Here is a 22,866-nt window from a genome sequence, read left to right on the forward strand (position 1 = left end):
AATGAAGTAGAGCGTCTGTTTCGCCGCTTGAAAGGTTTCCGAAGAATATTTAGTCGATTTGATAAGTTGGATGTCGTTTTTAAGTTCTTCATCAACTTTTCATTGATCGCTGACCGGCTAATTAGTGTTAACAGGCCCTAGCAAAGAGACCAAATATTGATTAGCCCAATTCATCGGCGCAGGCCATATAATCAGGCCAGACAAGATCGCCCAACCGGAGGCTGGGCTGGACAGCCTACGCTCCGCTTCGGCTGCCCTTGCTGGCAACGTTATATGCTTGGAATAACTTGTTTATCGTCGTCAGAACAAAATCATCTAAAAGTCATACGGACGTCAGGTATTTTGAAGCCGGATTGGTTAAATTGACCGCTTGATCAATCGCATTTAAGCAAAGTGAAATGATTCGTTGGTTTCAAAATAAGGAATAAATAATGAAGCACGTTAGCTCTGCAACTGTTCTACTGTTTTCTGCTCTAGTGATGAGCGGCACCAGTTATGGCCAAGATGAAATTCCCATTCCAGATGGTCCTTATCTCGGTCAAACGCCACCAGGCTCAACGCCTGAGATTTTTGCACCCGGTATTGTTAATACGGAGGAATTTATTGAAATTCAGGGCATGTTCGGGGCGGACATGAATACCTTTTATTTCGTCAGGTCTGATGAAAAAGAAGTTTATTCCTTGAATGTCATTGAGTATAAAAATAATCAATGGAAGCATTCTATTGTCAAACATAATACGAGCCAGCCAAGTGTTTCTCCCGATGGCAAGACCATCTATTTAGCCAATAATTATATTGAGCGCACCAGCGACGGTTGGTCGGAGATAACAAAGCACGGTGCACCTTTCGAAGATATAGACATTATGCGGCTTTCGGCGTCTTCCAACGGCACTTATTATTTTGATACCTTTACCCCCGAATTAGATACCCCTATTCGCTATTCACGTTTGATAAACGGTAAATATGAACAGCCTAAGTCACTGGGCCCGCAGTTTGGCATCGGCAGATACAATGCCCACCCCTTCATTGCACCGGATGAAAGCTACATTATCTTTGATAGCGTTAGGGAAGGTGGATATGGCAGATCTGACCTCTACATCAGCTATCGAGCGAAGGATGGCTCATGGGGCCCTGCCATCAACATGGGCGACAAGATCAATACAGCTCACTCTGAAAAAAATCCAAGTGTGTCACCCGATGGAAAATTTCTCTTCTTTAGTTTGCGGACAAAACGCGGAAACGAAGATGCAAATATCTCCTGGGTGGATGCACAAATCATCGAGAAGCTCCGGCCTAAATAGCAAACCATATAACAAGCTACTCCAGCGGAGCAAAACTCGCTACGCTCCCATTTGCCCGCTTAGTAGGGCATTATATCTATAGAAGGCGGCTTCAATAGAAAATCAAATAAACTACGTATTTAGATAAAAAGGAAAAGACCATGAAATCTATATGCCCTTCACTATCGCTGCTACTTTCTGCACTGATGATGAGCAGTGTTGTGAGTCACGCCAAAGATAATTTTCCAATACTTGAAGGTCCCTATCTTGGACAAAAACCACCGGGATTAATACCTGAGCCTTTTGCCCCAGGCATTGTTACAACAATGGGATTTGATGATGGCGGCGTTTTCTCACCTGACATGGATGAGTTTTATTTTATTAGGAAACGAATAGATAATAATAAATTTGAAACTGTCATTTATAAACAAGAAGGTAACCAATGGGTTGAGACAATTAGTAAAGAGTCTCGACCCTTTTATCCTTTCTTCTCGCCGGACGGCAAAACTATGCATTTGGGCAAGCAATATAGGGAACGAACAGATGCTGGCTGGTCAGAGATAAAAAATATTGAAGCTCCTTTTTCTGAAATAAACATCATGAGCCTTTCTGCTTCATTGAAAGGGACCTATACCATTGATGAAAGACACCCAGAAGATAACGGCCTTCTACGATATTCACGGTTGATAGATGGCAAGCGTGAAGCGCCAAAACCGTTCAGCAAAAAGATTAACTCCGGAACAAGGAATTCTCACCCCTTCATCGCACCAGATGAATCCTACATTATGTGGGACGGCATAAAAGACAGCGGATTTGGTAATGTAGATCTTTATATCAGTTTTCGGCAACACGATGGCTCATGGGGTGATGCTATTAACATGGATGATAAAGTAAATACAGACGCTTACGAAGCAGGCCCAAAGGTTACGCCGGATGGGAAATATCTATTCTTTGTTAGAAATATGGGATCCGATAAATTCGAAAATGTGGATATCTTCTGGGTAGATGCGCATATTATTGAGACACTTAGACCTAAAAAGTAAACGATACAGCAATCGCAACAAGAGCGACGCCAAAAGGCAGCGTACCTTTTGTTGGCGTTAAATTCCACCATGTGTTAAGAGCAGGATGAATATATTCAAATGAGATTATTATTTGTGGTTCTTGCAATATTATCATCAAACGCAAGCACAGAAGAAATCAATGCATTAGAGCTTTTGCAATTGCTCATCCAAAATAAAGAAGTGAATATTGATAACAGTGGCAAGCATGGCTATACAATTGAATCACTTAAGGTATCTGAAGTTGTAATTTTACAAGAGTTGGCAAGTAGCGAGCTCCCTGTGGCACCGCTTAGAAATGTAATATCATCACATTATATAAAGCCAAGTGAGTTTACATTGGGTAATTGTGCAAGATATATTTTGACTTGGCACGAAAATGGGCGATACCCACTTAATGTGTCTAAATAAATCTAATAAATTGCTGTAGCCGCTGCGCTCGGATCTCCGTTCCGCTGTCGTTACACTATATATTCTGGTACTGAGTTGGTTAGTAAGGCCCTACGTAAATTGAACCGGAGTTAGGGGGACCCAATCAACTCGGCTCAGGCGGGCCGAAAGCGCAGCAGCGGGTTGACCAGCCAGCCGAGTATGCCGGTAACCGAAACGGCCGCTTCCGCGACGGAGAGACACAGGCATTCCTGGTCCTGGGTGGCCATGGGCCTGTGTACCTCACCCGGCTCGCGCACCAGAAAGTCTCCCGGTGCGTAGACACCATCGGCATCGGAAAAACTGCCATATAACACCAGGGTGATCTCGCGGCCGCGGTGGTCGTGTTCCACCACCTTCCCGCCTTGGCGGATACGCTGGAGCGCCACCTCGCATTGATTCTGCCCACTGGCAAGCCGGGCCATCTGCAGGGACGAGGACATGCGTCGCCAGTGAAGCGGTTGGTTGTCACGCACCAGTTTGTCCACCAGCCGCGGCAGTTGGTCCAGGGAGCGGTCGCGATTACCGCTGCCCACTCCCGCGCTGTGTGCAGTGTTTGCTTCCGGGCCGACCTGATCACTTTGGCTCGGGTTATTCTCATCCTGGTCGATGCGCTGCAATACACGGGCCAGGCTGTCGGAATGCACCGCCTGTGGCTCTGTGTGCCTTAGCAACCCGCCGCCGACGCAGTCCAGTTGGTGACGTCCTTCACGACATCTGGGGCACAACTGGAGATGCGCGCCGACTGCCAGACTCATCGCCCAGGGCAGGGTGCCTGCGGCGTATTCCATTAAGACGTTGCTGTCTGGGTGGTGACGAATCATGGCGTTTCTACCTGCTCAATTTCACTTGCAACTTCTTGAGCGCCAGCCGCACGCGGGATTTCACCGTGCCCAGAGGCAATCCCAGCTCGCTGGATATCTCACTGTGTGATTTCCCCTCCATATAGGCCTTTTCCAAAACGTGCCGCTGTTCCGCCGGCAGACTGTCCAGGGATTCCGCGATAGTCCGCTCACTGCGTTTTTGCTGTAGATATAGCAGTGGCTGCGCATCCGGCGTCTCATCCCAAATATCATCCACTTCGATGTCGCTATCCGCTTCCCGCCGGCGGCTATTGCGGCGGAGCATATCGATGCGACAGTTGCGCATGATGGTGTAGATCCACGTATTGGCGGAGGCCTTACTGGAATCGAAACTTGGCGCTTTGCGCCAGACGCGAAACATCACTTCCTGTACCAGCTCATCAGCAGCTTCGGCACAGTATGCCTGAGCGCTGCGGCTGTAATGAAAGCCCTTGATCAGCGGAGCGAAATGGTGGAACAGCCGCTCGAATGCACTCCGGTCAGCCCGGCTGCCAACCAGGGTGAGGAGGTTGCTCCAGTCATCATCGCGCTGATGGGGTGCTTCCACTGTGTTCAACTGACTACAGGTCCGGTTTATTTGCGCCATTTTAGCAATCTTTTACTGGCAGTCGGAGCACAATACGGCATTTCCAAGTGACTGGATCACCATTAACCCGGCTACTTGTTGAATTATTGGGTTAATGCCTGCCTCACCGGGACTGCCGCTTCACCTACCCCGGCTTGTAAGTTGGCTAATTATTGACCCGATAGGCCGGCCGATAACACTTTATCGATCGGATTGCCACTCTTGAAACCCGCTGCAATGACTTCTGTTGCGATTGCCAATAACGGCTCTGGCCCGTGGTAGGGCTCGGGCCTGTGCCACACTAACCTGCAACCCATGGATTTGATAGTGGCAGCTTCAAGTTGCGAAAAGCCCGGAAAGGAATCTGAGGCTCTAGTTTTGGCAGTGAATCCATTTGGTTAGGAGGAACGTAACAAAGCGGCAAGCGCGCCGTATCGGCACACAGAGCAGCAGGAATTACTCCATGAGCAATCTGATAACACAGTTGCAGCAGTACTACACCGACTTCCTGGCAGTTGACCCGGATTGCCTGGGTGAACTCTATTCGCAACAGATAATTTTTTGTGATCCTCTGCACCGGGTGGAGGGGCTGGCGGCTCTAAAAGATTATTTCGCCAGTATGAGCGCAAGAATGATTACCTGCCGATTCCAGTTCGACGATGCGGTTGTCGCTACCGACGATGCCTGCCTGCCCTGGCAGATGCACTATGCCCATCCGCGACTCAATGCTGGGCAGACCCTCAGTTTACGGGGCTGCAGCCTGCTGCGATTTGACCATCGGGTTTATTACCATGAGGACTTCTACGACCTCGGGGCAATGGTATACGAACGGCTGCCTCTGCTGGGTAGCTTGGTGCGAGGCGTGAAATCCCGTATAGCCGGGGAGGGACCCCAATAATGGCCGCAATTCGTGACAAGTCCGTGTGGATAACCGGCGCCAGTTCGGGTATAGGACGCGCACTGGCACTGCGACTGGTATCACAAAATAATTTCGTGATTGTCAGCAGCCGAAATGCCGATGCGCTGCGGCAGCTGCAACAGTCCGCGCCAACGCGTATTCGGGTGTTGGAGTGCGACGTGACTCAGGATGAAGCTATGGATGCCGTGGGACACAGGCTGGCGGGGCTCACGGATAATCTGGACCTGGTTGTGGCCTGTGCGGGAACCTGCGAATACGACGACGGCCTGCAGCTGGACGCAGCCAGTTACCGGCGCGTTTTCGATGCCAATTTTTTTGGTGTCGTGAATAGCCTGCGTGCGGCGCTGCCACTTCTGGCGGGCAGCCGGGCACCGGTGTTCGCTGCGGTGGGAAGCCTTTCCTCGGTGGTGGGATTTCCCCGCGCGGAGGCTTATGGCGCATCCAAAGCGGCACTGGGATATTTTTTGGATTCGGTGCGAGCGGATGTGTCCCGCCTGCCACTGCGGGTGGTACACATCCGCCCCGGATTTATCGATACCCCCTTAACCCGCGCGAACGATTTCCAAATGCCGTTGCTAATGACTGCGGAAGAAGCTGCCGAGCGCATTGAGCATGGATTGCTGCGCGGTCGGCGGGTTATCGACTTTCCCCTGAGGCTCAGCTGGCCACTGCGGTTTTTGGGGTTTTTCGACGCCCTCTGGCTTCGCTACTGCGCCCCGAGATTGACACGTATTCGATCACTAAGGAAATCTTGATGCGCATAGCTGTAGTGGGCAGCGGTATAGCCGGTCTTACCGCCGCCTACTTATTGAATAGGCGGTACGATATTACTCTGTTTGAGGCCGAAGACCAACTAGGGGGGCACACCGCTACTGTCGAGGTGGAGGAAGACGGTCGTACATTGGCCATAGATACCGGTTTTATCGTATTTAATGACTGGACCTATCCAAATTTCATTCACTTATTGAACCAGCTGGGCGTGGCTTCCCAACCCACGGATATGGGTTTTAGTGTCTGCTCTGACAGGGATGATTTTGAATATGCGGGCAACAATCTCAACAGCCTTTTTGCGCAGCGATCAAACTTGTTCAGGCCGGGGCACTGGCGCATGCTGCGCGATATTCTGCGTTTTAACCGCTCGGCGGTTTGTGACTGGCATGCCGGCAAGCTGGATGAGCAGCTGACCCTGGGTGATTACCTGGCACAGAATGGCTATTCTGAGGAATTTGTCTGGCGTTACCTGGTGCCTATGGGCTCGGCCATTTGGTCTGCCAGCACAAATCAGATGTTGGAATTTTCCGCCAGCTTTTTCGTGCGTTTTTTCTTTAACCACGGCCTACTGAACCTCTTTAACCGCCCTCAATGGCGGGTGATTCGCGGTGGTTCCCGCGAATATATCGAGCCACTGGTGGCCACCTTCAAGGACAGGGTACGCTTGGCCACTCCGGTGCAAAGCGTATTGCGCAAACCTGATGGGGTATCCCTGCTGGCAGGGGGCGAAGAGATGGAGTTCGACGCGGTAGTGCTTGCCTGTCACTCGGACCAGGCACTCCGCTGTTTGGGGGACCCCAGCAGGGAAGAGCGCGAGCTGCTGGGCGCCATTCCATACGCGCGAAACTCTGTGGTACTGCACACGGATTGTCGCCTGCTACCCCGCTATCGCCGCAGTTGGGCCAGCTGGAATTACCGTCTGCAGGAAGGAGATACACAGTTACCGGTCCTGACATACAACATGAATATTTTACAGCGACTGGACGCTAAACTGACCTATTGTGTGACACTAAATTCTGAATCTAATATAGAGCCGGGCAGGATTCTACACCGCTTTGAATACGCCCATCCGCAATTTTCCATCGCTGGTATGCAGGCGCAAAAAGCATGGGGAAAAATTAATGGAGTGAATCGCACCTGGTACTGTGGTGCATATTGGGCCAGCGGATTTCACGAAGATGGAGTCAACAGTGCCCTGCGTGTGTCCAGGGCGCTGGGAGTCGACTTGTAATGGAAAGCGCACTTTACGCCGGATGGATTCAGCATCGGCGGTTTGCCCCCAGGCCCCATCAGTTTCGCTATCGAGTGTTTATGGTGTATCTGGACCTTGCGGAACTGGATTTATTGACCTCCCTGACACCCCTATGGTCACGGGGTGGCTGGGCACCGGCGCGATTTTGTCGCGCCGACTTCTATGGTGACGGGAAAGTTTCCCTGGAGGAAGCGGTGCGCGGCCGGGTGGAGCAGGAATCTGGGGTTCGCCCGGAGGGTCCCATTCGCCTATTGGCGAACTGGCGGTATTTCGGTTACAACATGAACCCCCTCAGTGTTTATTACTGCTTTGATACCACGGGCAGGGAAGTGCAGTGGATTCTGCTGGACGTTCACAATACGCCATGGAAGGAGCGCCACAGTTACCTTCTGGACTGTCGTGGGCAGAATCGGGTACAAAAAGCAAAATTCTGCAAGAACTTCCATGTCTCGCCGTTTATGCCTATGGAGCAGGGATACCGGTGGCGCAGTGTCACGCCCGGCCATCGTCTGACAGTTTACTTGCAAAGCACTCAGCAGGGCGAGCGGATCTTTGATGCAACTCTCGCCCTCCAACGTGAGGAAGCCACAGCAGTATCTCTGAGGAGGGCGCTGATCCGCTACCCGCTGATGACCGTACAAGTCATCTCTGCCATCTATTGGCAGGCACTCAGGTTGTGGCTCAAACGCGTGCCCATTCACACGCATCCCGGTTCCCCATTGGGTTCTGAAGCAGGAGACAGTCGCCGATGAAATCCGCAGAACTACAGACACCTGCGCGCAAGCAGGATAAAACCGCTGCGAATCATTGGCTCAGTCGGTTGGCGCGGCGCCTGGTGTTGGGAAAACTCGCGGCTATTCAGAAAGGCAATCTGCTGGTGGAAGAGGCGGGCGCAGAGCCCCTGTCCTTTGGGCAGCCCCGCGAGGACGCGGAAATTGCGGCTCATATCTGTGTGCACCACGAGAGCACCTATGTGCAGATTTTACTTAATGGGACTATAGGCGCCGGCGAAGCCTATATGGAGGGCGCCTGGACTTCCCCGGATCTTGTGGCGGTTATTCGGTTAATGGTGTCCAACATGCAACTGCTGGAGAATATCGATTCCCGCTGGAGCACGGCCAACAAATTCATATTGCGGCTTCTGCATGGCTTGAATGCCAACACACGCAAGGGGGCGCGCAAAAATATCGCCGCACACTATGACCTGGGCAATGACTTCTTTCGCCTGTTCCTCGATGAAACGATGATGTACTCATCGGCGGTTTTTCCCCGGCCCGATGCCTCGCTGCAGGAGGCCTCCCAGTATAAACTCGACCAGATTTGCCGGAAGCTGCAGCTGAAACCCGGGGATCACCTACTGGAAATTGGCACCGGTTGGGGCGGTATGGCACTTCACGCCGCCAAACACTATGGTTGCCGGGTTACCACCACGACGATTTCCCGCCGGCAGTATGAATATGCACGAGCCCGGGTGGCACGGGAAGGGCTCGCAGATCGGATCAATTTGCTCTTAAAAGATTACCGGGAACTCGGTGGTCAGTACGATAAGCTCGTATCCATTGAAATGATAGAAGCCGTGGGTCACCGGTTTTACCACCGCTTTTTCAGGCATTGCAGCCACCTGCTGAAAAGTGCCGGCTTGATGGTAATGCAGGCGATCACCATCAGGGACCAACGCTTTGACCGCTACAAAGACCAGGTGGACTTTATTCAACGCTATATATTTCCTGGGGGTTGCCTACCCTCTAACGCCATTATTGCAAAGCACATCTGCGAGGACACGGATATGCAGATACTGGGGTTCGAGGATATCACTCTGCACTATGCCGCCACCCTGAATGCCTGGAGAAGTGCTTTCCTGAACAAGCTGGATGAAGTGCATCGACAGGGATTTGATCAGCAGTTTGTACGCATGTGGGATTTTTACCTGTGCTACTGTGAGGGGGGATTTCTTGAGCGGGCGATTGGGTCCGCCCAGTTTGTATTCGCCAAACCGGATTACAAGACACCTTAGGGAAAATCCATGTGGCGTATTTTGGTCAACGCACTACTGTTTGATATCGCCTGGCCCCTGTGTGTATTGGTGGATAATCTAGCTCTGGTGTGCGCGTTTACTCTGTTGAATTTCTATGTGCACCTGCGTTTTATCGCCAACCTGCCCCATGAATTTTTATGGGTGGGGATGATCTGGGTGTTTGGGGTTCTGATCGATGGCTTCCTATTTTCCCAGGGCCTTATGATCAATATTGACGGATCGAAATTCCCGCCTTTTTGGCTGCTTCTCCTGTGGGTGAATTTCGCCATGGCCCTGCGCTACGCTTTCTTTTTTCTGCAGAAAAACCTGTGGCTTGCGGCTGCTGTGGGGGGAGTCGCTGGGCCATTCAGCTATTATATGGGCGCCTGGCTCAATGGCACAGTAATGTTTCGCGAGCCTGTAGTACTGTCACTTGCTATATTGTCCCTGGTTTGGGCTCTGTTTCTGCCACTGGTGGCCCGGCTCGCACGGGGCTCCTTATTCAGCAGGGTAGGGTATGCCTGACCTTGCGGCCAGCCTGGCAATGACGGCGGCGCTATGCACTTATGAAGGTGCAGTTTACGCCACTGGTGTGGCCACCAGTCTTGACAGCGGAGAAATTCAATACTGCGAATATCATCTGCCCTCGGTGTACAACAGCCGGCGGGTGCTCTACTACTCAGCGAGCGGACATAAGATTGCCGAAAAATACCTGACCGGAATTGACAATACGCGGCCACAGTTCCAGCAACACGATACTCGCCAGGGTGAGGAGCGCCGGATATCTCTTCAGGGGCAACAGCTGAAGCTGGCTTACCGCAAGAATGCCACTGCCCCCTGGCAATTTTCACTGATCAGTGCCATGGATGTCGATGTTGCCGATGCAGGTTTCGATGTTTTCGTCCGCGAGCAGTGGGCGCACCTCGCGGCAGGGCGTACAGTCCAGTTTCGGTTTGCATCGCCTCTACATGGTCGATCGATAAAGTTGCGCGCCCGGAAAATCCCCTGCCGTGAGAGCGATACTCCCAGCCTGTGCCTGAAAGTCGATCTTGCTCAGCCCCTGCTGCGTATTTTTGCCGGGGATTTGTATCTGGTTTACGATAAAGCCAGCCGTCGATTGCGATTGTTTGAAGGAGTGGTAAATCTGCTCAGTGACAGTGGTATCAGCCAGCGACTGACAATTCACTATTCCTATTGAGAATGCCTCTCCACTTTTTCCCCTATCTGTAAAGCGTCACCGCCTGGGGCCTGTTCACACTAACTGAGATAGCCCTGCTGCTACTGCTTTTGTGGCCTGCAAGGCAGGAATTGCGCTGTGTGGTGGGTCCACATAAGGAATTTCTAGCGCGGCAGGGCGCGGAAACCAGCGGCAGCCCTTCGGGTTGTGCCGAAAAAGACGCCAGTCTTCGTTGCTCGTCGCTCATTTGGAACAACCAAACCGCGCTCCTCTTGCCTCGATTGGCACCTTTTCTGTCACAACAGGGCCAACTCCGTCAGTGTCAACAGGCCCTAGCCGGAGTCCCAAATACTTATTTTCGAAACTTTATGGTCAGTATTTTACCGGGCGCTCACTGGCGCTAAGTTCCTCTTGGGTCTAAACCTAAGTTGAATGAGGCGACATTAAGGCAACTCCACAGAGAGCTTGCCCGAGAGTGCGCATGTGAGGTGCAGTCATGAAGTTTGGATTTCTCAGTGGCCTGGGATTGAGTGCCGCGCTGATTACCGCCTGTGTATCACAGCCAGACCAGGTGCCGGGTGCCGGAGGGATAGTGATTGATACCTATGGTGTCAACATGCGCCAGTACCAGATGGACCTGGCGGATTGCAAAGGGCTTTCGGTGGCCGCCGGCAGTGATGCCGGGCGCCGTGGCGTAACGAGAGCCGCCGGTGGGGCCGTATTGGGTGGAGCCCTCGGGGCCATTTTGGGCGATTCCAGTAGTGCTGCTGCGGCTGGCGCCGGAGCCGGCGCAATACTGGGCGGTGTTTCCGGGGTCGGGAGTGCCGGCGCTGAGGAACAGAGTATCGTCAGAAACTGTCTGCGCGGTCGCGGATATCGGGTATTGAATTGACCTTTTGCATCCTGAGTGGGTCAAAGTGTCATATAGGCCGCAACTATGCGGGGACTCACAGGACTTGGATTCAGCCGGGCCCAAAGCCCGGCTTTTTTTTGTCTTAAATTCAGGTTCGGCAACTGGAGATCCGCTTTTCTGTTTGCCAGGGCGCTGAAAAAACTCAACCTGTTTTTCTTAGCAGAAATTTGTGACAGTTAATGGACCGACCGCCTTCGGCAGTAAAATTGGCGCCGAGAACCAGGTGTTGAAATTGATACATAGGTACCCGGTGCACAGTTGGTCAGAGTATTCGAATCACTTAAAGAAGGGCGCGGCTTGCCGGACACGCTGAGAATAGACAGTTAATCGAAATTTCTTCAGTTATTCACCAACTGGTATCGGGACCCTGGTGTCCTCAATGATTACATTGAGCCAGGTAAATCTCAATAGAGGTCATTCGCTCTTGATTTGAATTATCAATTTCAAGGCGAAGCTTACAATAGGATACAGTTCCCCCTTTTCGGGCTAAGGCCAGTCGGGCTGGTGGAAAGGTTTGCAACGGCCCAGGAATAACTTTTCGATAGCAGTGGTCGGGAAACAGGCGCGATTTTCAACTGAACCGGTAGTACAAAAAATATACACCAGGAGGAAACCGGCATACCGCGGTTCGGCGCCGGCATTCGACTCCCGTGCCTGGCTAAGGCATAATCGCCTGCCGCATTTTTGGGAAAGCCTTCTCCATTTGTGCAAAGATTAAGCAAATGGAGAGTGTAAATACTGCCAGTCGCCGGGCCCACGAATCGGGGCTGCTTGGAGTAGCTGTGTCGGAATTCCAAAATATCGGTCTAATTGGCCGCACTGAAAATGAAGATACGGTTGTTTCGCTGAAACGTCTGATGGCGTTTTTGCAGCGCAAAGGCTATGCCATTGTGCTGGAACAGGAAACCGCCGCTGTCGTGTCCGCCGGTAATCTGCGTATAGCCCCCAAAGACAGGCTGGGCGAGCTCTGTGATCTGGTGATCGTTGTCGGAGGTGATGGCAGCCTTCTAACCGCCGCCCGTGCCCTTGCCAAGTTCAGCGTGCCACTCCTGGGTATCAACCGCGGCCGGCTGGGCTTTCTCACCGATATAACTCCGGATCAGATTGAACAGAAAGTAGACGAAGTGCTTGCTGGCAAATATATGGCTGAGAGCCGTTTTTTGCTGGATGTGACTGTCACCCGGGAAGGCAGGCCGGTTGGCAAGGGTTCTGCATTGAACGATGTGGTTTTACACCCGGGGGAATTTATCCGTATGATTGAATTTGACCTCTATATCGACGGTCAATTCGTATACACCCAGCGCTCAGACGGCCTGATTGTGTCCACGCCTACCGGCTCCACCGCCTATGCTCTTTCCGGAGGCGGTCCGATCATGCATCCGAAACTTGACGCCATTGTCCTGGTTCCGCTCAATCCCCACACGCTCAGCAGCCGTCCGATTGTTGTTGAGGGCAGCAGTGAGTTCAAAATTGTTATCGGCGAACACAACCGCGCCAAGCCGCATGTCACCTGTGACGGACACGACCAGATAATCACCGAGCCTGGCGATATTATTCGCATACATAAGAAACCCCATCGACTGACATTGATTCACCCGATCGACCACAATTTTTATGAGACCTGCCGCTCCAAGTTGAATTGGCAGAATAACTAAACAATTGCTTCCAGGCTAAAGGATTACAAGGTTATGCCTGCGACCTGGATAGGTCGGTAAATTATTGAATCTGCTCAGGGCGTAAATACTCCCAGGGATTCTCTGAGAGCACAGTTATTTGACAATACTCCAGCAATTATAGGTTTTCTACCAGCCTTATAATTCATTCGATGATCCTGTGCCCATTGGATTGTCGCCCTTAAAGACCTACACAAATACACCGAATCGCTGGCTTTTCTAGAACTACAACCGGCTTCCACTTTGCGGTGGAATCTCCTTGTGTTTTTTAACCTGGGAATTTAATGGTTACCAGTCCAATAACTGTATTTATGGAATACGCCAGGGAGAGAAATTTATTTCAGAAGTGCAAGTGACTATGAATTTTGTGTAGAAGAATTGGTGCGGAAAAACAAGAAATAGTTCATAGTCGCATACAGTTACAAATAGTCATGTAGTTGATGATTTCCTTGTGAGAATCGACATCTTGTATTCTATGCTTTTACACAAAGCATCGGTTCTAAATCTGGTTATCATGCTATTTACTAAAGAATTTGCCTTTTAATGCCAAAAATGCGACCTTCATCACAAAATAAAATATCTTTTTTTTTAATAAAATTCTATGTTTTTTCTCGGCTCAATGCTTACTGGATGACAGATAAAAATACAGGTTTGACTATTTATATAAAATTTTCATCATGGATTTAATTTCATATCAGTAGCAGTTCAAATAGATTGCTGTATAGGTAGCGCAAAGGCATTTTATAGATTAAACGGAGTGCGTAATGATAAGAGCAAAGATAAGAAATAGGTTTCTGTTTTTAATAATCGGTTTGTTTGGTGCAGTGTCACAGGTTTACGCCTTTTGTACTCCTGCCGGGTGGACTGTAAGCTGCTCAGTCAATGGGGTTCAAGGGTATAAGGTTTGTGGTACTAACGGTTTTTTTGGGTCATGCATCACTCCGCCCCCGGAGGAATATACAGGCGATGTCGTACCCAAATATAAGGTTTTAACAGTTGTGTATGCTCCACCTGGAGGCAACAGCTCCGTCTCTTATCAGGACTCAAGCTCCCTGGGCTCCACTTTCTCGGCGAGCAATTCCTTTCAGAGCAGCTATTCGATGTCTGTGACAGCCAATGGAGGTATTTTGGGCGTCGGTGGAAGTATAGGTGGAAGTTGGGGTTATGGTGTAAATTCACTGAATAGCGAATCCATGGATATTAAAAAAGCAATATCATATGGATTTACTCTAGGAGGCGCAGACGCTGAGGGTATCGATAATGATAATGACCAAATCTGGTTGTGGCTGGGACCCAAAGTGAATATGACGATGACCCCAAATGCAGGGGAGTGGACGGTTGATGATAATGAATTAATGGATATTCTATACGTGCATGTGTACGAATTAAAAAATCCTAGCCGAATGGAGGCTGGTACAGTTGACCGCCTGGAAGCTTACGGGATCACTACAGCAGATTACCCGGAAATTTTAAAAGCCAACCCTCTGGCTGACCCATCCATACCATTGGATACAAATCGGTATAAATTGGTGTACACGACTATTCCTTATCGATCGTCGGATAATGGTGCGCAAACCACGGTAAGTACGGGTATTAATTTCAATCAGACAAACTCTTCTTCATCCTCAGTCACGAGTCAATACACTGTAGGAATGACGCAAAGTGGCAGTGTTGGTTTCGAAAACCTCTTTACACTGAACATATCGCAGCAGGGCAAGTGGACCTGGACAGACACTGATACCCGGGCAAATTCATCCGGCACTTCGGAATCGGCTAGTGTATCCGTCCGTTCGCCATCCAGTGATTACGAAGGCCCGACCTCTATTCTGCTTTACTATGATGTTATCTATAAGACTTTTGCTTTTGTGCCAGCCCCCCCAGGGGGAGTCCCTCCACTGGAAGGGTCTATAGTTAGCCTTTCGGGCCAGCCTGTAAGCTCCAAAGAGGTGGTAGTAACTGTTGGAGGCATTGATTACCGGACTTTTACCGATGCCCAGGGTGAATATAGAATTTATGGTGATATTCCCTCCAACAGCTCTCTCGAGTACACAGTTGATGGTTTGGAGGTCAATCCGGTAATAGAGCAGGAGGAAACTTATATTGTACTGCCTTAATCTCTCCAGATAACGGAATTATCTAGGTTGCCGAAACTTAGACATCTCCCACTGGTCCTGGCGGCGTCGCACTACGGTGCCGCCAGCGAGAGCTTCCAAAATTTGTTATTTTTCTGCACGTCCAGTCAAAGACCTGGTTGGTAAGCGGGTGACAGGGTGGAAGGTAAACCAATCAATCTCAGCTTTCTAAACTGGCGCTATTTGCCAACTTGCAAAATCTTCGAATCCTATCCAATAGAAAGGGGCAACCACTGGCTGCCCCTTTTATTAATCCGACAACTTAGTGAATTGCCAGGTTAATAGTGTCACCTCTTTTAAAAACTACCCATTAGGGAGACACCAGAATAGCTGCTGTAAGCACGTACCATTACATAATAGGTGCCGGCCTGGGGGTTGGAATAACTACAGGTTTCATTATTGCCCACGAAATAGGGGCGGCAATCGTAGGTGCCTGTCGTAGGCTGTGCACCATAGCGGAGATAGAGGTCCGCATCGCCACTGCCACCGGACATCTGAAAAACCAGGTTGCTGGCACCGGCAGGCACTGTCAAAGTGTAGTAAATTTCGTCACCGGTTGTGCCGGAGAGACTTGTCACCGGTACACCATTGACCAGAACACCGCCACCCGGGTTACCGCCGCCACAGCTGGCTGTGGACACACCAACGGTGTCGAATGCTGCAGTCACAGCGGTTAGGTCATAGGTCAGATCGTTGGTGGCAGATACCACACCGCAGGCCGCATTGACAAAACTGGAGGAGGGGCTCCAGTACATTTGGTTGGCGAGTACGAAAATATCAAATGCCTGCCGGGTATCCCAGCCGTTGCTATTGGCGATCAGGAAGAAGGCCCGGTTGAAAACCCCTGAACTGTAATGCACGTTCATGCCGTTAAAATAGTCACTGGCGTGGCCGATGGAACGTCCATCGAGGGTGGGGTCTTCAAAATAACGCAGGGCACCGCTGCTTTTGAAAATTTCCGCACCCACGAGCCAGTCATTGCTGCCGCGCATATAGTACTCTGCCGCCTCGCCGGCTATATCCGAGAAAGCCTCATTGACGCCACCGGACTGGTTAAAATACTGTAGGTCAGAGTTCTGCTCGGTAAAACCATGGCTGACTTCGTGCGCCGACACATCCAGGCTGACCAGCGGGTAGAAACGGCTGGCGCCGTCCCCGAAAGTCATCTGCTGGCCATCCCAGAAGGCATTTTCAAAGCTGTTGCCATAGTGGACCCGCATACGCAGCTTTTGGGTCAGTGGTGAGGTGTTATACCAGTCGCTGAACATATCGAATACCACTCCACCGAAGAAGTGTGCATCATTGAGAGGCGAATAGGCGCCATTGATAAAGCGGTAATCGTTGAATGGACAGTTAAACTGGAATACGGAGCCACCGCTGGTGCGGTTATCCATATCGACGGTTTCCACATTGTCGGTGCTCATGCGGCAGCTGTCATCGACAACCATTGGCGGGAAATCGGTGCCATAGAGGTAGCGACCGGTCTTCTCGTTACCTCCCGGGCCGGTGGCATTCTGTGCAAAGGTAAGGCCTTCCCAGTGCTCCAATACCTCGCCAGTGCGCGCATCTATAAAATAGAAGGGCCTAGAAGGTTCATCGCCATACTCAACCCAATTGACCAGATAGGCGAGGCGGGAACGGTTGTTTTGGTCGAGATAAATATACAATCGCTGGTTCGGGTTCCGCGCGGCTAGCCGCAGGGCCGGTACCGACAGGGCCCCTGTTAGAGAACCCTCCTGCAGGCGGTTGTCGATCGCCCTGGACATAGCCCGCTCCAGCGCGTTGCGAGCCGGGAGTGATGGTTGCACAGAGGGAAGCTCCACAGCGAGCCCTGTGACTACGTTGCCGGTAACCTTTACCGCTGAGCCCAGGCTCGAACCGGTAACCGTCTGGCCCCATACCGGTATTCCCTGATGGGTCTGGCGGTAGCGGGTAACAACCCGGCCATCGGCTAAGGTGCGACTGCGCACCTTTTCCAGACTGACATCGGATCTCGCCGCAGCCCCCGTCTGTGCAGGCAGCATATCCGGAGTCGCTGGAACTTTATCTGCGGCCTGGACACTGGTAACTAAGGCCAGTGAACAGGTAATCCCAAGTAAAAGCTGTTTCATTTGATATTTCCCTATATGTGCTTGTGTATTTGCCGGGCCCTGCGGGCAGGGGAATACCCCATGGCAATACTTACTAGGCGCTTAAATCCTTGCGCAAAAATGACAAAGCTTAGCCCGAAAAAGCCGGCTCGCTGGAATGGTCAGAATGCAGAAGACGAACCGGAATGCCTGGGAAGAGAGCAACTGACTGCTATGGCATTCCACTTTCTCTAAACCTAGAGATTTACATGTCCGGTATCTCCGGACGGCATAAGGTTACTACGGATATCGCCCTCTATGACAAAAAGGTGAATTTTTTATGAATTGCTCCCAATTTTTGCGAATTAGTTCACAAAACTGCAATAGTTATCCTGCATTTGGGACTCTAATTGGTCCCTTTATTTCAATTTGCCACCAGCCTGGTTGGCCTCTTAATTTGGGTGGCTGGTTTAGGGAAGTGGCGGCACCGGATGAAAGTGCATCGGAGATTTTTAAAGACAATTAACTCATTCTGATTCTGCGGTATTTCGGGAGCTGCGAATCAGGGAACTCCGATTCCTGTCACTAAAACTTCGTTTTAAGTAGAAGCTACACATAGTTAATAAATTTTTCATTAATCGCTCTTAACGCATTGATTTATATGCATTTTCCATGTGGAAAGCAGATTGTCTAAAGTGGGGGTTAGGTTGTGGTAAAAGCCAAAGCTGCCTTGACGTAAAAATAGCTTCTGAATGGCCGCGACATCTATTGCCGGAGTGCAAGAAAAAAAAGGGCCGCCTCTAGGCGGCCCAATCACAGTATGGAAATTGGCAATCGGAATTTACTTGAACTGCTCTTCTTCAGTTGAGCCGGTCAGGGCGGTTACGGAAGACTGGCCGCCCTGGATAACATTGGTCATATCATCGAAGTAGCCGGTTCCGACCTCCTGCTGGTGGGCGACAAATGTGTAGCCCTTGTCTGCGTCGGCAAATTCTTTTTCCTGTAATTTTATGTAGGCGGACATATCTTCGCGGGCATAGTCATAAGCCAGGTTGAACATGCTGTTCCACATATTGTGGATGCCTGCCAGGGTAATGAACTGGAATTTGTAACCCATTGCCGACAGTTCCCGCTGGAATTTGGCGATAGTGGTATCGTCCAGGTGTTTTTTCCAGTTGAAGGAGGGCGAGCAATTGTAAGCCAGCAGCTGATGCGGGTACTCCTTGTGAACGGCTTCCGCGAATTTTTTCGCCTCGGCCAGATCCGGAGTGGCGGTCTCGCACCACAACAGGTCTGCATAAGGCGCGTACGCCAGGCCGCGGGCTATTGCCTGGTCAATGCCGGCTTTGACCCGGTAAAAACCCTCACCTGTGCGCTCGCCGGTAAGGAAGGGGGCATCGTAGGGGTCGCAGTCAGAGGTGAGCAGGTCGGCCGCATTGGCGTCGGTGCGGGCCACCAGGATGGTGGCTACGCCCTCGACGTCGGCCGCCAGCCGCGCGGCGACCAATTTTTGAATAGCCTCCTGGGTGGGCACCAACACCTTGCCGCCCATATGACCACATTTTTTTACGGACGCCAGCTGATCCTCGAAGTGGACACCGGAGGCACCGGCGCGAATCATATTTTTCATTAACTCGTAGGCGTTCAGAACACCGCCGAAACCCGCTTCGCCATCCGCCACTATCGGCGCAAAATAGTCGATATAGCCTTCGTCACCTGGGTTTTTACCGCTCTTCCACTGAATCTGATCCGCGCGTTCCAGGGCATTGTTGATCCGGCGCACTACGGAGGGTACCGAGTCGACCGCATAGAGAGACTGGTCCGGATACATGGTTTCGGAGGTATTGGCATCCGCTGCCACCTGCCAGCCGGACAGGTAAATGGCCTGCACACCGGCTTTCACCTGTTGTACTGCCTGGCCGCCGGTCAGGGCGCCGAGGGCGTTGACGAAATCCTTGTCGGGGCGAAAGGAGGGGCGGCCACCCTCGTGTAGCAATTGCCAGAGCTTCTCGGCGCCGTGTTGGGCGATGGTGTTTTCGCGTTTGAGCGAGCCGCGCAGACGTACTACATCTTCGGCACTGTAGGTACGCTTGACTCCCTGCCAGCGGAAATTCTCCGCCCATTCCTTGTCGATGGCCGCGATTTCCGCATTGCGCTCATAACTGCCAGTGGTCATCTCTCACTCTCCTCGAAACTGTGACTGCGAATAAGTGTTGATTATGTTAGGCATGCTGGCATAATTCGCCTAATTTATTATTATTATCTTCGCTATTAGTTTGGCAAATATGTTATGAAGTTGGAAAGAGCCGATCTCAATCTGCTGGTGTACCTGGACGTGCTGCTGCGGGAGCGCAATGTCACCCGTGCCGCCAACCACCTTGGCCTGTCACAACCCGCCATGAGCAACGGTCTCAAGCGGTTGCGGGAGCTTTTTGGCGACCCTTTGCTGGTGCGCACAAGGGAGGGCATGATGCCCACCGAGCGGGCGCTGGAACTGCAGCCTATGACCCGCGAAGCACTGGCCTGTATCGACCGTGTGATTCAGCCGAACCGGGATTTCCAGCCGCAACAGGCGCGCAGGACTTTTCGGATCATGGCCAGCGACTATGCGGAATCGACACTGATCCCATCGCTGCTGACCCAGCTGCGAGAGCTGGCTCCGGGTATCAGCCTGGATATTATGACTCCCAGCGATGTGAGCTTTGTGGATGTCGAGCAGGGCAAGGTGGATATGGTGATCAACCGTTTCGACAGTATGCCGCAGAGCTTTCACCAGGCCACTGTCTGGCAGGACGCATTTTCCTGCGTCATGGGGGCGGATAACCCCATTCTTCGCGACTACAATCTGCACAGCTATCTGGCCGCTCAGCACATCTGGGTGAGCAAGACCGGGATGGGGGTCGGCGTCGGCGTGAACCCGGAGGATGTGCAGCGCCTGGGCTGGGTTGACGAGGCCATAGCGCGGCTGGGAAAGAAGCGTGAGATCGCTGTTTTTACCCGCCACTACCAGGTGGCCATGTTGCTGGCGGAGCAGAGCGACCTGATAGTGACGGTACCCACGCGACTGGCGCAACTGGCCCGCGACAACCCACGCATTGTGCGCCGCGACCCTCCGCTGGAAATTCCTCCGCTGGAGTTGAAGATGGCCTGGAGCCCCTTGCTCCAGCAAAGCGCACCGCACCGCTGGCTGCGCCGGCTGATTCTGGATACGGCGCGCCAGTTGTAGTGGTTCGCGGAGTGCGACACTGGGACCCACCCGTTGTTGTGCTTCTGCTTTGGGAGGCCAAAATTCAGAAAATGAATGGCGGAGATTCGATCTATAAATTAGCGCTATAAATAACCCACTGTGTAGAATGCCCGGAGTTTTCCCAACAGAAGTTTTTCCCAATCAAGGACACTGCTATGACAGAACGCGTTCAAATCGGCAATCTGCGTGTGGCATCAGAACTGCAGAAACTGATTGACGATGAAGTGATGCCGGGGACCGGTGTCAGTGCCGAAGCGTTCTGGGCCGCTCTGGAAAAGATACTGGTCGATCTGGCTCCGCTCAACCGCGCCCTCCTGCAGCGGCGGGATGAACTACAGCAAACCATCGACCGCTGGCACGAAGAAAATCCCAGTGCTTTTCGTGACCTGGACAGATACAGAAACTTCCTGCAGGAAATCGGCTACCTCCTGGACGAGCCTGGGGATTTCACAATTTCCACAGATAAGGTGGACCCGGAAATGGCCACTGTGGCGGGACCGCAGTTGGTGGTTCCGGTGATGAATGCGCGCTATGCGCTGAATGCGGCCAATGCCCGCTGGGGCAGTCTCTACGACGCACTCTACGGCAGCGATGTGATCAGTGAGGCGGACGGTGCGGAAAGGGGCGCTGCCTACAACCCCTTGCGCGGTGAGCGGGTAATCGAGTTTGGCCGGGATTTTCTCGATCAGTCGGTGCCGCTTACCAACGGCAGTCACCGCGACGTGGTGGAATACCGGGTCAATGGTTTGTTGATGGAAGCCCTGTTGCGCAATGGGGAAGTGGCGACTTTAAAGCGCCGCGGAGAGTTTATCGGATTCAATGGAGATCCCAGTGAGCCGAGCGCTATTCTGCTGCAGCGCAACGGCCTTCATTTCGAGATTCAGATAGATCGCGACAGCCCCGTGGGCAAAGCCGATCCCGCCGGAATCAGGGACTTACTGATGGAGGCGGCGGTGACCACCATCATGGACTGTGAAGATTCCGTTGCGGCCGTGGACGCGGCGGACAAAGTGGCCGTCTACCGCAACTGGCTGGGTTTGATGCAGGGTACCCTGGAGGAATCAATCCGCAAGGGCGACAAAACCCTGCTGCGCAAGCTGAATCCGGATCGCGAATATACAGCACGGGATGGTACCTCCATCACACTGCCCGGCAGAAGCCTGATATTGGTGCGCAATGTAGGGCACCTGATGACCAGTGACGCCGTGATAGATGGCGATGGCAAGGAAGTGCCCGAAGGTATCCTGGACGCTATGGTTACCAGCCTGATCGCCCTGCACGATTTGCGCGGGGCAGGGGAGATGAAGAACTCCCGCACTGGCAGCATCTATATCGTCAAGCCAAAGATGCACGGTCCGGAAGAGGTACACTTCGCCAATACCCTGTTCGACCGTATTGAGGACGCGCTGGGGTTGGAGCGCAACTGCATCAAAATGGGAATTATGGATGAGGAGCGGCGCACTACCGTCAACCTCAAGGGCTGTATCCACGCAGCGAGGCAACGCGTGGTATTTATCAACACCGGATTTCTCGATCGTACCGGTGATGAGATCCACACCTCCATGCTGGCCGGACCAATGGTTCGCAAGGGCGACATGAAGCAGTCAAAATGGATTGCCGCCTACGAGGACTGGAATGTGGATATGGGCCTGGCGACGGGCTTCAGGGGTCGGGCTCAAATCGGCAAGGGCATGTGGCCCGTCCCGGACCAGATGGCGGCTATGATGGAGGCAAAGATCGCCCATCCGCTGGCCGGTGCCAACACGGCCTGGGTGCCGTCCCCAACGGCGGCCACCCTGCACGCGCTGCACTATCTGCAGGTGGACGTCGACCAGCGCCAGGAGGAATTGACCCAACGGGCCAGGGCCAAACTGGACGCTATCCTCACGGTGCCGGTGGCGGACCACCCCGACTGGAGCGCAGAGGAGATACAGCTGGAGCTGGACAATAATGTCCAGGGGATTCTGGGATATGTAGTACGCTGGGTGGAGCAGGGAATCGGTTGCTCCAAGGTACCGGATATCCATAATGTGGGCCTGATGGAGGACCGCGCCACTCTGCGCATTTCCTCCCAGCACATTGCCAACTGGTTGCGCCACGACATCGTCAATCGCGAGCAGGTGATGCAGACCATGCGCCGCATGGCAGCGGTGGTGGATCAGCAGAATGCGGGTAACCCCGGCTATCGCAATATGGCACCGGACTGCGAGCAGAGCATCGCCTTCCAGGCTGCCTGTGAACTGGTACTGGAGGGTTGTTCACAACCCAACGGGTATACGGAACCGGTTCTGCACCGGCGGCGCAGAGAATTCAAGGCGATTCAAGGGGGGCGTTAAACCCCACTTTAGCCAGACCAGCCCGGCACAAGGGCCTATTGGAAAACAGCGTAAAATCAACTGGTTGAAAGCAACCCAGAAGGATTGTGGGCCCTTTTCGGCCAATCCCGTACAAAGCTGACCGCCTATTGATTTCGGTGACCGGCGCCCCCATAGTGAGTGTCT

The 22,866-nt window shown here is 52.2% G+C and carries 19 protein-coding genes; 15 read left to right on the top strand and 4 right to left on the bottom strand.

The window, feature by feature from the left end; all coding sequences use genetic code 11:
* The first annotated feature begins 431 nt into the window (after positions 1-431).
* The 3 genes from AB1S50_RS15950 to AB1S50_RS15960 all read left to right on the top strand — a co-directional run bounded on the left by AB1S50_RS15950 (position 432) and on the right by AB1S50_RS15960 (position 2,752).
* A complete protein-coding gene (locus tag AB1S50_RS15950; protein ID WP_367151968.1) occupies positions 432-1,301 on the top strand; it encodes a TolB-like translocation protein in 870 nt (289 codons plus the stop codon).
* A 140-nt stretch (positions 1,302-1,441) separates the two neighbouring features.
* Positions 1,442-2,323 (top strand): TolB-like translocation protein, encoded by an 882-nt coding sequence (locus tag AB1S50_RS15955; protein ID WP_367151969.1) that lies wholly within the window; start codon positions 1,442-1,444, stop codon positions 2,321-2,323.
* Positions 2,324-2,422: 99 nt separating this feature from the next.
* Positions 2,423-2,752, top strand: a complete 330-nt coding sequence (locus AB1S50_RS15960; protein WP_367151970.1) for a hypothetical protein — start codon at positions 2,423-2,425, stop codon at positions 2,750-2,752.
* A gap of 134 nt (positions 2,753-2,886) precedes the next feature.
* Here AB1S50_RS15960 and AB1S50_RS15965 read toward each other — a convergent pair whose 3' ends face one another.
* Positions 2,887-3,594, bottom strand: a complete 708-nt coding sequence (locus AB1S50_RS15965) for a ChrR family anti-sigma-E factor (protein WP_367151971.1) — start codon at positions 3,592-3,594, stop codon at positions 2,887-2,889.
* Positions 3,595-3,601: 7 nt separating this feature from the next.
* Entirely contained in the window at positions 3,602-4,219 is a 618-nt protein-coding gene (locus AB1S50_RS15970; RefSeq protein WP_367151972.1) for a sigma-70 family RNA polymerase sigma factor, read from the bottom strand.
* Positions 4,220-4,661: 442 nt separating this feature from the next.
* Between AB1S50_RS15970 and AB1S50_RS15975 the strand changes: the two genes are divergently transcribed.
* The 10 genes from AB1S50_RS15975 to AB1S50_RS16020 all read left to right on the top strand — a co-directional run bounded on the left by AB1S50_RS15975 (position 4,662) and on the right by AB1S50_RS16020 (position 15,031).
* Entirely contained in the window at positions 4,662-5,096 is a 435-nt protein-coding gene (locus tag AB1S50_RS15975) for a nuclear transport factor 2 family protein (RefSeq protein ID WP_367151974.1), read from the top strand.
* Positions 5,096-5,872, top strand: a complete 777-nt coding sequence (locus AB1S50_RS15980) for an SDR family NAD(P)-dependent oxidoreductase (RefSeq protein ID WP_367151976.1) — start codon at positions 5,096-5,098, stop codon at positions 5,870-5,872. Before AB1S50_RS15975 ends, AB1S50_RS15980 begins: the two co-directional genes overlap by 1 nt.
* A complete protein-coding gene (locus AB1S50_RS15985) occupies positions 5,872-7,119 on the top strand; it encodes an NAD(P)/FAD-dependent oxidoreductase (RefSeq protein WP_367151978.1) in 1,248 nt (415 codons plus the stop codon). Before AB1S50_RS15980 ends, AB1S50_RS15985 begins: the two co-directional genes overlap by 1 nt.
* Positions 7,119-7,892, top strand: a complete 774-nt coding sequence (locus tag AB1S50_RS15990) for a DUF1365 domain-containing protein (protein WP_367151979.1) — start codon at positions 7,119-7,121, stop codon at positions 7,890-7,892. The genes AB1S50_RS15985 and AB1S50_RS15990 overlap by 1 nt, the downstream gene beginning before the upstream one ends.
* Entirely contained in the window at positions 7,889-9,154 is a 1,266-nt protein-coding gene (locus AB1S50_RS15995) for a class I SAM-dependent methyltransferase (RefSeq protein WP_367151980.1), read from the top strand. Before AB1S50_RS15990 ends, AB1S50_RS15995 begins: the two co-directional genes overlap by 4 nt.
* A 9-nt stretch (positions 9,155-9,163) precedes the next feature.
* A complete protein-coding gene (locus AB1S50_RS16000) occupies positions 9,164-9,679 on the top strand; it encodes a DUF2878 domain-containing protein (protein WP_367151982.1) in 516 nt (171 codons plus the stop codon).
* Positions 9,672-10,352, top strand: coding sequence for a hypothetical protein (locus AB1S50_RS16005; RefSeq protein ID WP_367151983.1), 681 nt, complete (start codon positions 9,672-9,674; stop codon positions 10,350-10,352). Before AB1S50_RS16000 ends, AB1S50_RS16005 begins: the two co-directional genes overlap by 8 nt.
* Before the next feature lie 475 nt (positions 10,353-10,827).
* Positions 10,828-11,223, top strand: a complete 396-nt coding sequence (locus AB1S50_RS16010) for a glycine zipper family protein (RefSeq protein ID WP_367151984.1) — start codon at positions 10,828-10,830, stop codon at positions 11,221-11,223.
* An 803-nt stretch (positions 11,224-12,026) separates the two neighbouring features.
* Positions 12,027-12,899: an NAD(+) kinase gene (locus tag AB1S50_RS16015; RefSeq protein WP_367151985.1), complete on the top strand. Its 873-nt coding sequence runs from the start codon at positions 12,027-12,029 to the stop codon at positions 12,897-12,899.
* A 1,118-nt stretch (positions 12,900-14,017) separates the two neighbouring features.
* A complete protein-coding gene (locus AB1S50_RS16020) occupies positions 14,018-15,031 on the top strand; it encodes a hypothetical protein (protein WP_367151987.1) in 1,014 nt (337 codons plus the stop codon).
* 314 nt (positions 15,032-15,345) lie between these two features.
* Here the strand turns inward: AB1S50_RS16020 and AB1S50_RS16025 are convergent, their stop codons facing one another.
* A complete protein-coding gene (locus AB1S50_RS16025) occupies positions 15,346-17,160 on the bottom strand; it encodes a M4 family metallopeptidase (RefSeq protein WP_367151989.1) in 1,815 nt (604 codons plus the stop codon).
* 799 nt (positions 17,161-17,959) lie between these two features.
* Positions 17,960-19,294, bottom strand: coding sequence for an isocitrate lyase (gene aceA, locus AB1S50_RS16030; RefSeq protein ID WP_367151990.1), 1,335 nt, complete (start codon positions 19,292-19,294; stop codon positions 17,960-17,962).
* A gap of 114 nt (positions 19,295-19,408) precedes the next feature.
* Between aceA and AB1S50_RS16035 the strand changes: the two genes are divergently transcribed.
* On the top strand, positions 19,409-20,344 hold the full coding sequence (locus AB1S50_RS16035) for a LysR family transcriptional regulator (RefSeq protein WP_367151991.1): 936 nt from the start codon (positions 19,409-19,411) through the stop codon (positions 20,342-20,344).
* A 176-nt stretch (positions 20,345-20,520) separates the two neighbouring features.
* Positions 20,521-22,701: a malate synthase G gene (locus AB1S50_RS16040; protein WP_367151992.1), complete on the top strand. Its 2,181-nt coding sequence runs from the start codon at positions 20,521-20,523 to the stop codon at positions 22,699-22,701.
* Positions 22,702-22,866 lie beyond the last annotated feature (165 nt).

It is taken from the genome of Microbulbifer discodermiae (assembly GCF_040742695.1).
In the GTDB taxonomy this organism is placed as follows: Bacteria; Pseudomonadota; Gammaproteobacteria; order Pseudomonadales; family Cellvibrionaceae; genus Microbulbifer.